The organism is Streptomyces yunnanensis (genome assembly GCF_029011865.1).
Classification (GTDB): Bacteria; Actinomycetota; Actinomycetes; order Streptomycetales; family Streptomycetaceae; genus Streptomyces; species Streptomyces yunnanensis.
Genome location: NZ_CP095749.1, coordinates 6,020,420 through 6,034,171, shown reverse-complemented (window position 1 = coordinate 6,034,171; position 13,752 = coordinate 6,020,420). Strand labels below are relative to the sequence as shown.

Below are 13,752 nucleotides of genomic sequence, written 5' to 3'. Positions count from 1 at the left end.
GGCGTGGGGGTCAGCGGTAGGTGGCTCTGGTGCGGATGCGGGAGACGCCGAGGAGGACGAGGAGGGTGGTGGCCATGAGGGCCACGGCGAGGGCGGCGCCGGTGAAGAGGGCGCCGCGGTCGGTGGCGGCGAAGATCTGGACGGGCAGCGGCATCCAGTCCGGGGGGTAGAGCATCATCGTGGCGCTCAGTTCGCCCATGGACAGGGCGAAGCACAGGCCGGCCGCGGCGGTCAGGGACGGCAGCAGCAGGGGGAGTTTGACGCGCCACAGGACGTAGGCGGGTCGGGCGCCGAGGCCGGCGGCGCTCTGCTCGTAGGCGGGGTCGAGGCGGGCGAGCGCGGCGGTCACGGACTGGTAGGCGAAGGCGGTGACCAGCACGGTGTGGGCGATGATCACGATCTGCGGGGTGCCGTTGAGGAGGAACGGGGGTTGGGAGAAGGCGACGAGGAGGGCGAGGCCGACGACGACGGAGGGGACGGCGACCGGCAGGAGGAAGAGGGCGTCGAGGGTCCGGCGGGCGCGCCGGCCGAGCTTCTCGGCGGCCAGGGCGGCCCAGGTGCCGGTGGTCAGGGCGGCGAGGCTGGCGGCGAGGGCGGTGAGGACGCTGGTGGTCAGGGCGGTCAGGGCGTCGCCGTGCGCGATGTCCTGATAGTGCGTCAGGGTCGGGCCGGAGGGGAGGGCGCCGCTCCAGCCGTCGGCGAAGGAGGCGGCGGCGATGACCAGCAGGGGGAGGGCGAAGACGGGGACGAAGAGGAGGAGGAACACCGCCCAGATGGTCCGGCGGGCGGCTGCGCTATGGACGAGCACGGTCGGCGCCTCCGGTGGCGAGGGCGGGGACGGGGACGGGGGTGTTCGGTGCGGTGGTGTGGTGCGCAGCGGCCGGTTGCCGGGCGGCCTTGCGGCGGGTGGCGGTGCCTGCGGTGCGGGCCATGACCGTCCGGTAGAGGGCGTAGAGGGCGGCGGACAGTGCGATGTTGATGACCGCGACGACGCAGGCGCCGGTGTAGTCGCCGTCGAGGATCGCCTTGGTGTAGACGAGCATCGGCAGGGTGACGACGTTCTTGGCGCCGGTGAACAGCACGATCCCGAATTCGTTGAGGCACATGACGAGCACCAGGGCGCCGCCGGCGGCGAGCGAGGGCAGCGCCTCGGGCAGGATCACGGTCCGCACGATGCGTCCCGGGCGGGCGCCGAGCGAGCCGGCGACTTCCAGCTGTGCGGTCTCCACCTGCGCGAACGCGGCGAGCAGGGGGCGCATCACGAACGGGGTGAAGTAGGTGGCCTCGGCCAGCAGGACGCCCCATGGGGTGTGCAGGAAGTCCAGGGGGCCGTGGGTGGCGCCGGTGAGGTCCGTCCACAGGCCGTTGGCGATGCCGACGGTGCCGTAGAGGAACAGCAGGGCGAGGGTGATCAGGAAGGAGGGGAAGGCCAGGAAGATGTCGATGAAGCGGGCCAGTGCCCGGCCGCCGGGGAACGGGACGAAGGCGATGACCAGGGAGAGCAGCAGGCCGAGGAGGAGCGCGCCGAGGGTGGCGCCGGCCGCGATCAGCACGGTGTTGGTCAGCGCGTCCTGGAAGGAGGTGGCGGCGAGGACGGTGGTGTAGGGGGTGGTGGACGGCCCGCCGCCGCTCTCGGGGGTGAGGGACTGGCGGACCACCAGGGCGAGCGGGTAGAGGAACACCAGCGCGAGGGCGGCGACGGGTGGCAGGGCCCACAGGGCGGTGGTCCGGGTGCGGCGGGGCCCGGTGTCCGGTGTGGTGCGGTCAGGCATGGCGCGGTCCGCCGTCCGCCGGGTCGGTCGGGGTGTTCGCCGGGGTGCCGGCCGGGGCCGCGGGCTGGATGTCGGCGGGGATGAGGGCGGCGTCCTGGGGGGCGAAGTGCAGGGTGAGTTCGGTGCCCAGTGGTGGGGTCTCGCGCAGTTCCCGCAGGTCGGCCATGAGGCGGTGGCCGTCCACCGTGAGGTGGAGTCGGTGGGTGGCGCCGCGCCACTGGACCTCGGTGACGGTGCCGCGCAGGGTGTTGCCCTGTGGGTCGGGGGCGGTGCCGAGGCCGAGGAGGTGCGGGCGGACGCAGAGGGTGGCGGTGGCGCCGGGGGTCGCGTCCCCGGTGGGGACCGTCAGGTGGCGGCCGGCGAACTCGACGCCGTCGGCGCGCACGGTCACCGGCAGCAGGTTGGCGGTGCCGACGAAGGATGCGGTGAAGGCGGTGCGCGGGCTGCGGTAGAGCTGGTGCGGGGTGCCGCACTCGCGGAGCCGGGCCGATTCCAGGACGGCGATCCGGTCGGCGAGGGTGAGTGCCTCCACTTGGTCGTGGGTGACGTAGAGGAGGGAGACGTGCGGCAACTCGCGGTGTAGGCGGGCGAGTTCGGCGAGCATGTCGGAGCGCAGCTGGGCGTCGAGTGCGGACAGCGGCTCGTCGAGGAGGAGGACGCGGGGGCGGATGGCGAGGGCCCGGGCGATGGCGACGCGCTGCTGCTGGCCGCCGGACAGTTCCCGGGGGTGCCGGTCGGCGTAGCCGGCCATGCCGACCATGTCGAGGGCTTCGGCGACGCGGCCGGGGATCTCGGCGCGCGGGGCCCTTTGTGCTTTGAGGCCGAAGGCGACGTTCTCGGCGACCTTCATGTGCGGGAAGAGCGCGTACTGCTGGACGACCATGCCGATGCCGCGCTTGTAGGGCGGCAGGTCGGTGACGTCGTGGCCGCCGATCAGGACGCGGCCGGAGGTCGGGCGGACGAATCCGGCGACGGCGCGCAGGGCGGTGGTCTTGCCGGAGCCGGACGGGCCGAGCAGGGCCATCACCTCGCCCGGTTCGACGGTGAGGTCGAGGGAGTCCAGGGCGGTGGTGCGGCCGTGGGTGACGGTGACGCGGTCGAAGCGGATGCCGGAATCCGTGGCGGACACGGCCGACCCGGCCGCGGTGGCCGGCGCGGCGGGTCGGGCGGGGGCGTGACGGAAGGTGTCGCCGCGTAGCGGCGCCTTTGCGGGGTGGTGGCCGGGCGACGGGCGGGCAATGGGGGCGGGCATGTCACACCACTCCCAGCAGGGCGGGCAGTTCGGCGACCGAGTCCAGGACGTGGGTGGCGCCGGCGGCCTGGAGTTGCGCGGTGTCGTGGGCGCCGGTGCGTACTCCGGCGACCACCGCGGCGCCGCTGCGGCGTCCGGCGATCATGTCGTAGGAGGTGTCGCCGGCGACCGCGATCTGCCGGACGTCGTCGGCGGCGCCGGTGTGCAGCAGGGCGGTCAGCACCATGTCGGGGTAGGGGCGGCCGCGTCCGCCGGCGTCGGCCGGGCAGAGGGTGCGGGCGACGAGGTCGCGCCAGCCGAGGGCGTCGAGGATGGCGTCCTGGGTGACCCGGGCGAATCCGGTGGTGAGGACGACGGTGCGGCCGGCGGCCTGGAGGGCCTCGATGGCTTCGCGGGCGCCGGGGACGGGGGCGATGCGGCCGGCGTCGACGAGGGTGCCGTAGGCCGTCTCGAAGGCGTGGTTGGCGCGCTGGGCGGCTTCTTCGGTGGCCCGGGGGTCGCCGTCGGGGGCGGCGAACAGGTGCTGGAAGACGGAGATCTTGGATTCGCCCATGGTGGCGCGTACGTAGGCGAGTTGCTCGGCGTGCCGGGGGGTGCCGGGTTCGACGCCCATCCGGCGGGCGGCGGTGTCGAAGGCGCGCTCGACGAGGCCGTCGTCGGCGACGGTGGTGCCGGCCATGTCCAGGACGACGAGCCGGATGGCGTCGGTGTGCGGGGCGGGGTGTGTCAAGGGGGTCACCATCCCAGTGCGTTCGCGGTGGTTTCGGCGATGGCCGGGGAGCAGGTCATGCCGCGTCCGCCGGGTCCGGTGATCAGCCAGACGCCGTCGCGGACCTGCTGGCGGTGGACGACGCGGCTGGTGTCGGTGCACTGGGCGTAGACGCCGGCCCAGCGGTGGCGGATGCGGGGCAGCGGGCGGCCCAGGATCGTCTCGACGACTCCGGTGAGGTGCTCGTAGGGCTCCTCGACGGTGTCGAAGGCGAACGGGGTGTCGTATTCGTGGGTGTCGCCGATGGTCAGGCCGCCGTCGGCGCGCTGGACCATCAGCAGTTGCATTTTGTGGGCGGCGGCGGTGGGGGTCTGTGCCTGGTCGGCGTTGAGGGCGTCCAGGGCGTCGCCGCGGTAGGCGGGGTAGTAGCGGAAGCTGTCGGCGTCGGCGACGGAGGTGGTCAGCGGTTCGCCGAGCGGGTCGGTCTGCATCATCTGCAGGCGCACCCGGCGCACCGGCAGGTCGGGGACGAGTTCCCGGACCAGGCCGCCGAGCCAGGCTCCGGTGCACAGGATCACCGCGTCGCCGTGGTGGGTGGCGCCGTGGTCGTCGCGGACCGCGCGTTCGCCGACCACGTCGCGGACCTCGCGGCCGCCGAGGTAGGTGTAGCGGCCGGATGCCGACAGGGCTTCCTTGAGGGCGCGTTGGGCGACGCGGGGTTCGACGGCGGCGTCCCGTTCGCACCACAGGGCGGCGGTGAAGTCGCCGCGCAGTGCGGGGTTGAGGGCGCGGGCCCGGTCGGCGTCGAGGAGCCGGTAGCCGCGGGCGGTGGCGTCGGGGCGGCGGGTGGCGGCCTCGGCGACGGCGTGTTCGGTGTCGTTGCGGACGACGGTCAGTGAGCCGATGGCGCGGAAGCCGATGCCGGGGACGCGGGCGCCGATGCCCTCCCAGAGTTCGCGGGCGCGCAGGGCGGTGTCCAGTTCGGCGCCGCCGGCCCGGCCGCTGACCCAGATCTGTCCGAAGTTGCGGACCGAGGCGCCGCGGGCCTCGGCTTCCCGTTCGATGTGGAGGACTTCGTGGCCTCGTTCGACTGCGTGCCAGGCGTGCAGGGTTCCCAGCACGCCGGCTCCGACGACTATGACTCGCATGCCCCAGACGGTCGCGTCGGCGGGTGGCCCGCGGGGGACGATTTGCCGACGCGTTGGTTAACACGGGCTCAAACTTGGCCTAGACCCGTTATCTTCTCGTGACATAAAGAGCGGGATTTCGCCGTCGTCCGACCCGCCGCGGGGCCCGTCAGGAGTCCCGGGCGCCGCCCAGGTGCGTGGTGAACGAGAACCGGTCGCCCCGGTAGAGGGAGCGCACCCGTTCCAGCGGGCGGCCCTCGGTGTCCCGGGACAGCCGGTGGATGAGCAGCATCGGCAGCGCGCCGGGCGTCCCGATCAGCAGCGCCTCGCGCGGGGTGGCCAGGACCGTCTCCAGGCGTTCGTCGGCGTCCCCGAAGCCGATGCCGAGCCGCTCGTGGAGGTAGCCGTAGAAGGACGAGTCCGGCTCGAAGTCGGCGGCCAGGTCCGGGACTCGGGACACCGCGACATAGGTGCTCTCCAGGCCGACCCGCTCGTCGTCGGCGAGCAGCACCCGCTCCATGTGCCAGACCGCGTCGCCGGCGCCGAGGCCGAGGTCGCGGGCGAGCGCCGGCGGGCTGGGGAAGCGGTCCAGCGAGACCAGGTGCCGGCCGGGCGTGCGGCCCTGGCGGCGGACGCCCTCGGTGTAGCTGGCGAGGGAGAGCGGCTGCTCCATCTTGGGTCCGGCGACGACCGTGCCGCGGCCCATCCGGCGCAGTCGCCCCTCCAGCACCAGTTCCCGCAGGGCCTGGCGCAGCGTCTCGCGGGACACCTCGAACCGCAGCGCCAACTCGCGCTCGGTGGGCAGCGGTTCACCCTCGCCCAGCTCCTCCAGCAGGGCGGCGATGTCGACCTTCGCCGCGTAGTACTTGGGAATGCGTCCGTGCTCGGGAATGCCGGACCGGATGGGTGCGCCAGGATCCTGGCCGTACGGAAACTCCACCCGGCGATCTTCGCACCAGCGGCGGGCCGGGGGGCCGGCACCCTCGGCGTCCCTCTTCCGCGTGGCGGACACGGCCCGGGGCGCTGCCTAGGGCTGTCGTCAAACTCCCGTCGCGAGGCAGGCGGGAGTTTGACGACGGGCCCTAGCGGAACAGTCCGGTCAGCACCAGCTCCGCGGCGCCGTCCGCGACGGTCCGGGCCCCGCCGCGGGCCCGCGCCACCGGCACCGCGGGCGCCGCCCCGGGGTCGCTCCCGGGCGCCGGCGGCCGGCCGCGCAGGGCCGCGTGGTCGGCCAGCTCCCGGGCCACGCCGTCCCGGAACACCTCCGGGTGCGCCAGGACGGTGCGGCCGCCGAGCAACACCCGGTCGATGTCGAGGAGTTCGACGAGGTTGGCCGCGGCCACGCCCAGCACCCGGGCCGCCGCCGGCAGATCACCGCGGGCCACCGCCGCCAGGCACAGCGCCTCGACGCAGCCGCGCCGCCCGCAGTCGCACCGCGGCCCGTCCAGTTGCAGCACCTGGTGGCCGAACTCGCCGGCGCCGGTGTGCGGTCCGCGGTAGAGGCTGCCGCCGAGGACCAGCCCGGCGCCGAGCCCGGTCCCCAGGTGGAGGTAGGCGAACGAGGCGCCGCCGACCTCCTCCGGCGCCCGGCTGAGGCCGAGGGCCGCCGCGTTGGTGTCCTTGTCGAGGACGACGGGCAGGCCCAGGCGCGCGGCGAGCGCCTCCCGCAGGGGGAAGCCGTCCCACTGGGGGGCGCCGGTGACCTGGCGCAGGACGCCCGTGGCGTGGTCCAGCGGCCCGGGGCAGGCCACCCCCGCGCCGAGCACCGGTGGCCCGCCCGCCGCCTCCCGCAGCGCCGCGACCTCGCCGGCGGCGGTGGTCAGGACGGCCTCGGCGCCGGCGCCGAAGTCCAGCGGCGCGCGGCGGACCGCGGTCGGCCGGCCGGCGAGGTCGGCCAGCACGCAGACCATCTCGTCGCGGTCCAGGTGGACGCCGACGGCGTGCCGGGCGCCGGGGACCAGCCGCAGCACGGTGCGGGGCTTGCCGCCCGTGGAGGCCCGGCGGCCCGCCTCGACGACCAGGCCGTCGGCCCGCAGCCGCGCGGTGATCTTGCTGACCGCCTGCGGGGTGAGCCCGGTCCGCTCGGCCAGCTCCAGCCGGCTCGCGCCCTCCTCCCCCGCCGCGCGCAGCAGCCCCAGCAGCAGGGCGGCGTTGTGCCCGCGCAGGGCGAGGAGGTTGGCGCCGGGCGCGGCGGCGCCGTCCGGGCGGGCGCCGATGTCCGGGCGGTCGAGGTCGTGGTCGCTGCTCACCCCTCCATTCTCCGCACTGCTTGCACTTTGGCAACAGCGTTGCGAAAGTGGAGGGCATGAGCGACCCCGAAGCACGCACCGCCCCCCACCGCGTCGGCCTGATCGGCTACGGCCTGGCGGGCTCGGTCTTCCACGCCCCGCTGATCGCCGCCACCGACGGGCTGGTGCTCGACACCGTCTCGACCCGCAGCCCCGACCGGCAGGCGCAGGCCCGCGCCGAGCACCCGCAGGTCCGCACGGTGGCCACCGCCGAGGAGGTCCTGGACCGGGCCGCCGCCGGCGACCTCGACCTGATCGTGCTGGCGTCGCCGAACAAGACGCACGTCCCGCTCGCCACCGCCGCGCTGGAGGCCGGCGCCGCGGTCGTCGTCGACAAGCCGCTGGCCGCCACCGCCGCCGAGGCCGAGCGGCTCGCCGCGCTCGCCGACCGCCGCGGGCTGCTGCTCTCGGTCTTCCAGAACCGCCGCTGGGACAACGACTTCCGCACCGTGCGCAAGCTGCTCGCGGACGACGCACTGGGCGAGGTCCAGCGCTTCGAGTCGCGCTTCGAGCGCTGGCGGCCCCGGCCCAAGGGCGGCTGGCGCGAGTCCGGCGACCCGGCGGAGCTGGGCGGACTGCTCTACGACCTCGGCAGCCACCTCGTCGACCAGGCCCTGACCCTCTTCGGTCCCGCGGTCTCGGTCTACGCCGAGGCCGACATCCGCCGCCCGGGCGCCGAGGCCGACGACGACACCTTCCTCGCCGTCACCCACGCCGGCGGCGTCCGCTCCCACCTGTGGGCGAGCGCCACCACCGCCCAACTAGGGCCGCGCTTCCGGGTGTTGGGCAGTCGCGCGGGCTATGTGAAGTACGGCCTGGACCCGCAGGAGGCCGCCCTGCGGGCCGGCCGGCGCCCGGACACCGAGGGCGCCGCCTGGGGCGTGGAACCCGAGTCCGACTGGGGCCGGCTCGGCGCCGGACAATCCCCGGTGACCGGCGGCGGGCAGCCCGTCGCGACCCTGCCCGGCGCCTACCCGGCCTACTACGCGGCGATCGCGCGGGCCCTGCGCGAGGGCGGCGCGCCACCCGTGACCGCCACCGAGGCCGCGGCGGCGCTGCGCGTCCTGGAGGCCGCCAAACGCTCCGCCGCACAGGGCGTCACGGTCCGGATCGGAGCCGGCGCATGACGGCCCCCGGCACCGCCCACGGACCTGACGAGGTCCGCGAACTGACCGCCCAGGAGGAACGGCTGGTCCTGGACACCTTCGGCAACGACGAGGCGTGGGAACTGGGCTCCCTGCTGGTCGGACTGGCCCGGGAGCGCGGCGCCGCGGTGACGATCGGGATCCGGCGCGGCGCCCAACGGCTCTTCCACTGCGCGCTCCCGGGCACCTCCGCCGACAACGACGCCTGGATCGACCGCAAGTCCGCCGTCGTCGAACGGTACGGGGAGTCCTCCTACCTGGTCGGCGCCCGCTTCCGCGCCAAGGGCCGCACCTTCGAGGACTCCTCGCGCCTCGACCCCGACCGCTACGCCGCACACGGCGGTGCCTTCCCGATCCGCCTGCGCGGGACGGGTGTGATCGGCGTGGTCGCGGTGTCCGGCCTGCCCCAGGCCGACGACCACGCCCTGGTGGTCGAGGCCCTGGAGCGCTATCTGACAACGGGCTGACACCCGCACCGCCCCACTCGCACCAGCCCCCACCGGCCCGCTTCCCACCCCACAACGGGAGGTGACGGGCCGGAGGGGCAGGGGGTGTCCGGACGTCAAGCGCAGCAGTCCGGACACCCCCTGCCCCGCAGGCCCGTCACCGCACCCGACACCCCCCGCGCCGCAGGCGCAGAGCGAGCAACCCCCACGGCGGGGAGGCCGACAACGCACGGGGCAGCCGGCCGCAGGCCCACCGCGGGGGAGCCGACAACGCGCGGATCAAGCCGACCGCAACGCCTGCCGCTGACGCCCCAGCCCGTCGATCTCCAGCTCCACCACATCGCCCGCCCGCAGGTACGGCTTGGGCTCGGGCCGCCCCATCGCCACCCCCGCAGGGGTACCGGTGTTGATCACGTCGCCCGGGTACAGGGTCATGAACTGGCTGACGTAGCGGACCACTTCGGCCACCGGGAAGATCTGCTCGGCGGTGGTGCCGTCCTGCTTCAGCTCCCCGTTGACCCACAGCCGGATGCCCAGCGCCTGCGGGTCCGGTACCTCGTCGGCGGTCACCAGCCACGGGCCCAGCGGGTTGAACGTCTCGCAGTTCTTGCCCTTGTCCCACTGGCCGCCGCGCTCGATCTGGAAGGCCCGCTCGGACACGTCGTGCGCCACCGCGTAGCCGGCCACGGCCGCCAGCGCCTGCTCGTCGTCCGCCAGGTAGCGGGCGGTCCGGCCGATGACGACGGCCAGCTCCACCTCCCAGTCGGTCTTCACGCTGCCGCGCGGGATGAGGACCGTGTCGTCGGGGCCGACGACGGTGTCCGGCGCCTTCATGAAGATGATCGGTTCCTCGGGGGTGGCGGCCCCGGTCTCCCGCGCGTGGTCGTGGTAGTTCAGCCCGATGCACACGACCTTGCCGATCCGGGCGACCGGCGGGCCGATCCGCAGACCGGCGGTGTCCCGTACGGGCAGGTCGCCGGCGGTCGCGGCGGCCCGGACGGCGGCCAGCGCGGCGTCGTCCGCGAGCAGCGCGCCGTCGATGTCCGTGACCAGGCCCGACAGGTCGCGCAGCAGGCCGGACTCGTCGAGCAGCGCCGGGCGTTCGGCCCCCACCGGTCCGACACGCAGCAGCTTCATCGTCACAACTCCCGTGGTCGAAGGGTCGGCCCGGGAGGGTCCTCCCCGGCCGGCCGATGGGGGACGGCCATCGAGCGATTTGGCCGATCCTCCAAGAACGGGGTCCACTCCGCAAGACCCCGTTCACGGACTGGACCGTTACTGAGGGGTAGTAACGACCGGGTCGGTGCCGGCGTCGGCCGGACGGCGCTCGGCGTCGGCCTGCCGGGCCGATGCGCCCGCCCGCGCCGCGGTGTTGGCCCTGGCCCGCGCCGCCTTCTGCCGCGCGGCCCGGGTCCTGGGCCCGCCCCGCCGCACCGGTCGCCGGGACGGGGGCTGCGGTGCGCCGTCCACCGACGCCGCCGGACTCCCCGCAGGGGTCCGCTCCCCCTCCACCGCCGGCCCGCGGCCCTTCTCCGCCTTACGGTCCCCCGCCGGCTTCCCTTCCCCGGCCGCCTCGCGGTCGGCCGCCGGCTTGCGGTCGCGGTGCAGCAGGGCCCGCTCGCAGGCCGTCCAGGTGGTGGTCGTCACCATGTAGAGGCCGGCCGCCAGCGGCACCACGGCCACGGTGAGCAGCGTGCCGAAGGACAGCAGCGGCATCAGCTTGCCGAGGGCGCCCAGGCCCGGGGTCGCGGTGCCCGCGGCGGGCGCCGGGGCCGCGGCCGCCGCCGCCCGGGCGCGCCGGTAGTTCCAGGTGGCGACCGCGGCGATCAGGACGAACAGCGCGAGGTAGACCAGCCCCTGAGGCCCGGTCACGCCGCCGTCGGCGAGGGCCTGCCGCCACGTCCCGCCGAGCGGCGCGCCCAGCAGTGTGTGGCTCAGCAGGGTGTCGTTCCCGCTGGTGAACAGGTGGTACGTCACGAAGAAGACCGGGAGTTGGAGCAGGCTCGGCAGGCAGCCGGCCAGTGGCGAGGAGCCGGTCCTGGCGTAGAGGTCGCTGATCGCCTGCTGGAGCCGCTCCCGGTCGTTGCCGTACTTGCGCTGGAGGGCGGCGATCTGCGGGGCGAGGGCGGAGCGGGCCTTCTCGCCGCGGGCCGCGGCGCGGGCGAGCGGGTGCAGCGCGGCGCGGACGCCGAGGGTGAACAGGACGATGGCGGCGGCGGTGGCCGCGGTGCCGAAGAGCGGTTCGATGGCATGGGCACCGCGCGCCAGCGCGGCACCGAGGATGTCGAAAACGGACATGGGTGAGCCCTCCACGGGTCTCGTCGTGCCGGAATGGAGAGACGGCGTGACGAGCCGCGCGGGCACGCACCGGCGCAGCGGCAAGGCAGATCGGGTCGAGCCGCATCAGGTCACAGCTGATCGGCTCGGGTCACGTGCACGGTCGTCCCGGGCAAGTGCCGCAGGACGGTCGGACGTCGAGGGGAGTGCGCCGGAGCGGCTACGCGGCCGCCGGGAGGGCGCGGCCGGGTGCTCGCGGGCGCGGACGGCCGGCGGCGTCGGGGTCGCGCTGTGGCAGGAAGGCCGTGCGGCGCTCGCGGTCGCGGATGGCCGTGCGTATCCGGCCCGGGGGGACCGGGCGGGCGGCGACGGCCAGGGCGAGGGCGCTGCACAACAGCAGCAGCACCGCCGCGGTGGTCGCGGCGGCGGCCAGCGACGTCGTCAGACCGCTCTGTTCGAGCAGGAGCTCGGCGAGCAGGAAGAACAGTGCGCTGGTGTAGAGCCGCCAGGCATCGACGATGCGGTACATCCGGCGTCCCCCTCCCGCGCTCCCCCGCGCGTAGCCCTCGGTGCTCCCGGTCGTCGGTCCGACCGTCCGTTCCAGGGTAACCGCACCCCCGAGCCGCTGCGACAGCCAGTTCGAGAATTCACCCCCGCCGGTGAACGGTACGCCGTCGGCAACCGGGGGCGCACCAACGGTCGGTGGCTGCACACGGGGCCGGCCGCCGCGGCACACTGCCACGACGACCGGCCCGCAACGCGTGCCCGCCTCCGGGGGCCGCCCTCAGTCGCTGCCGGACGCGGCGGCCCCGGCCCGGGGGAACTCGTCCTCCAGCGCCAGGACTTCGGTGTCCGGCCGGTCGTCGCCGCGCTCCCGCGGGCCGAGCCAGGTCACCGCCAGGGCCACCGCCACGTTCACCGCCAGCCCGACGATCCCGGCGTTCACCCCCCACACCGGGTCGTGGCCGCCGAAGACCAGGACGCACACCAGGGCGAAGCCCGCCACCAGGCCGCTCACCGCCGCATACATCGTCAACCGCCGCCACACCAGCCCCAACAGCAGCATCGGCACCAGCTGCGCCATGCCCTCGTACGAGATCAGGGAGAGCCGGACGAGGGTGTTGGGCGCGACATAGGTGAGCACCAGCGCGAGCGCCCCGGCGACCACCACGACCAACTGCGACCAGAGCTTCTGACGGGACGCCAGCCGGGGTACCGCGCCCAGTACGCTGCGCCCCCACATCGTGCCGATGACCAGCATGAACACCGCCATCGGCACGATCGAGGAGAGCGCCGCGGCCACCCCGATCACCCCCACCGCCCAGGCCGGCAGGGAGTCCTCGACCATTGTGAACAGCGCCAGGTTGGACCCGGCGCCGGTCAGCCCCGGGACGACGAACAGCGCCGCCAGCCCCAGCAGCATCGGCACGAACAGCAGCACGTTGTAGAACGGCAGGTACATGGCGTTGCGGCGGAGCACGTCGGCGTTGCGGGCGCCCAGGTAGCCGGCCACGGTCGTCGGGAAGATCACCACGGTCAGGGAGTTGATCAGGGTGGTGGTGATGAACCACGACTGGCCCAGGCCGCCGGAGGCGTGGCCGGGGAAGGTCAGCCACTGCGGCTTCTCGGCGACGATCCGGTCCAGGAACGGGCCGTAGCCACCGAAGTAGTGCAGCGGGACGTAGACCGCGAGAAACCCGAGCGTGGCGATGACCAGCACGTCCTTGAGGACCGACACCCAGGCGCTGCCGCGCAGTCCGCTGACGACCACGAAGCCGGTGGTCACCGCGAAGCCGATGAAATAGGCCCAGTTGAGGCTGATCGTGCCGTAGGAGATGGTCGAGACGACCACGCCCATGCCGGTGATCTGGAGCTGGATGTAGGGCAGCAGGCAGACGGTGGCGAGGACAGCGACGGCGGCGCCGAGCCACGGCCGGCGGTAGCGGTGGGCGACGATGTCGGTGATGCCCACCAGGCCGTGCCGGCGGGCGTAGGCCCACAGCATCGGGCCGACGACGTAGCCGATGGCGTAGCCGCAGGACATGTAGGCCAGGACGTAGAGCACGGGGGCGCCGAAGTTGTAGCCCCAGCCGGCCGCGCCGAGGTAGCTGAAGCTGGTGTAGCTCTCGCCGGCCATCAGCACCCAGATGAAGACGGTGCCCAGGCTGCGGCCGCCCACCGACCACTCGGTGAGGCCCGCCCGTCGCCCACCACCGCCCTTCCCTGGAAGCCCTTCGGGCTGCCCCTCTGTGCCGGATCCCCGGCCGCGGACCGCGAGCAGTCCCAGGACGACGGTCAGCACCATGAACGCGGCGAAGATCGCGGTGGCGACGGTGGCGTTCACGCGCGCCCCCCGGTCAGTCCGTCGTCCCGGCCCTGGCCCCGCTTGTGGTCGCCGCGGCGTGCCAGCCACACCGACACCGGGGTCAGCAGGGTGGCGAGCGCCATCCAGAAGAAGAGGAACGGCAGGCCGAGGACGGTCGGGGTGACCCGGTTGACGAGCGGCAGCACCACCAGGAACAGCACATACGGCAGCAGCAGCCAGAGCAGCGCGGGGCGCTTTCGGGATCCCGGGGGCGGGCCGCCGGGGGACTGGTTTCGCACGTGGGAAGAGCCTATCCGCTGCGCCGGGCCGGCATCCCACGTTGTCGGCCTTCCCGCCGTGGGGGCTGCTGTTTTCCGCCTTCGGCGGAGGGGTTTGTCGGGCCGGGGACGCCTGGTGGGTGGTGGGGGCCG

Annotated in this window: 14 protein-coding genes; 2 read left to right on the top strand and 12 right to left on the bottom strand. The window is 74.4% G+C overall.

Translation table 11 applies throughout. The features are described 5' to 3' along the window. Positions 1-10 precede the first annotated feature (10 nt). The 7 genes from MOV08_RS26360 to MOV08_RS26330 all read right to left on the bottom strand — a co-directional run bounded on the left by MOV08_RS26360 (position 11) and on the right by MOV08_RS26330 (position 7,076). A complete protein-coding gene (locus tag MOV08_RS26360; protein WP_039636146.1) occupies positions 11-808 on the bottom strand; it encodes an ABC transporter permease in 798 nt (265 codons plus the stop codon). After that, positions 795-1,772, bottom strand: a complete 978-nt coding sequence (locus MOV08_RS26355; RefSeq protein WP_275309093.1) for a 2-aminoethylphosphonate ABC transporter permease subunit — start codon at positions 1,770-1,772, stop codon at positions 795-797. The genes MOV08_RS26360 and MOV08_RS26355 overlap by 14 nt, the downstream gene beginning before the upstream one ends. Then, on the bottom strand, positions 1,765-3,024 hold the full coding sequence (locus MOV08_RS26350; protein WP_275309092.1) for an ABC transporter ATP-binding protein: 1,260 nt from the start codon (positions 3,022-3,024) through the stop codon (positions 1,765-1,767). Before MOV08_RS26350 ends, MOV08_RS26355 begins: the two co-directional genes overlap by 8 nt. A 1-nt stretch (position 3,025) precedes the next feature. Next, positions 3,026-3,766 carry a phosphonatase-like hydrolase gene (locus MOV08_RS26345; RefSeq protein ID WP_275309090.1) on the bottom strand — a complete coding sequence of 247 codons (741 nt, stop codon included), beginning with the start codon at positions 3,764-3,766 and terminating at the stop codon, positions 3,026-3,028. Continuing rightward, a complete protein-coding gene (locus MOV08_RS26340) occupies positions 3,760-4,881 on the bottom strand; it encodes a TIGR03364 family FAD-dependent oxidoreductase (RefSeq protein ID WP_275309088.1) in 1,122 nt (373 codons plus the stop codon). Before MOV08_RS26340 ends, MOV08_RS26345 begins: the two co-directional genes overlap by 7 nt. Before the next feature lie 148 nt (positions 4,882-5,029). Continuing rightward, positions 5,030-5,800, bottom strand: a complete 771-nt coding sequence (locus MOV08_RS26335; protein ID WP_039636140.1) for a GntR family transcriptional regulator — start codon at positions 5,798-5,800, stop codon at positions 5,030-5,032. Positions 5,801-5,942: 142 nt separating this feature from the next. Next, positions 5,943-7,076 carry an ROK family transcriptional regulator gene (locus MOV08_RS26330; protein WP_275311899.1) on the bottom strand — a complete coding sequence of 378 codons (1,134 nt, stop codon included), beginning with the start codon at positions 7,074-7,076 and terminating at the stop codon, positions 5,943-5,945. 89 nt (positions 7,077-7,165) lie between these two features. Here MOV08_RS26330 and MOV08_RS26325 point away from each other — a divergent pair, with 89 nt between their 5' ends. Together MOV08_RS26325 and MOV08_RS26320 are read left to right on the top strand one after the other, a co-directional pair. Beyond that, positions 7,166-8,275 (top strand): Gfo/Idh/MocA family oxidoreductase, encoded by a 1,110-nt coding sequence (locus MOV08_RS26325; protein WP_275309087.1) that lies wholly within the window; start codon positions 7,166-7,168, stop codon positions 8,273-8,275. Next, positions 8,272-8,760: a heme-degrading domain-containing protein gene (locus MOV08_RS26320; RefSeq protein WP_275309086.1), complete on the top strand. Its 489-nt coding sequence runs from the start codon at positions 8,272-8,274 to the stop codon at positions 8,758-8,760. Before MOV08_RS26325 ends, MOV08_RS26320 begins: the two co-directional genes overlap by 4 nt. Before the next feature lie 258 nt (positions 8,761-9,018). Here MOV08_RS26320 and MOV08_RS26315 read toward each other — a convergent pair whose 3' ends face one another. The 5 genes from MOV08_RS26315 to MOV08_RS26295 form a co-directional block, all read right to left on the bottom strand. Continuing rightward, complete coding sequence (locus tag MOV08_RS26315; RefSeq protein WP_275309085.1) at positions 9,019-9,876, bottom strand: fumarylacetoacetate hydrolase family protein; 858 nt, start codon at positions 9,874-9,876, stop codon at positions 9,019-9,021. A gap of 138 nt (positions 9,877-10,014) precedes the next feature. Next, positions 10,015-11,037, bottom strand: a complete 1,023-nt coding sequence (locus tag MOV08_RS26310) for a YidC/Oxa1 family membrane protein insertase (RefSeq protein WP_275309083.1) — start codon at positions 11,035-11,037, stop codon at positions 10,015-10,017. A 199-nt stretch (positions 11,038-11,236) separates the two neighbouring features. After that, on the bottom strand, positions 11,237-11,545 hold the full coding sequence (locus tag MOV08_RS26305) for a DUF6412 domain-containing protein (protein WP_039636132.1): 309 nt from the start codon (positions 11,543-11,545) through the stop codon (positions 11,237-11,239). A 255-nt stretch (positions 11,546-11,800) separates the two neighbouring features. Next, entirely contained in the window at positions 11,801-13,360 is a 1,560-nt protein-coding gene (locus MOV08_RS26300) for a sodium:solute symporter family protein (protein ID WP_275309082.1), read from the bottom strand. Continuing rightward, the gene (locus tag MOV08_RS26295) at positions 13,357-13,620 is read right to left on the bottom strand and encodes a DUF3311 domain-containing protein (RefSeq protein ID WP_078875887.1); all 264 of its coding nucleotides are present in this window, start codon (positions 13,618-13,620) and stop codon (positions 13,357-13,359) included. The genes MOV08_RS26300 and MOV08_RS26295 overlap by 4 nt, the downstream gene beginning before the upstream one ends. Positions 13,621-13,752: the final 132 nt, after the last annotated feature.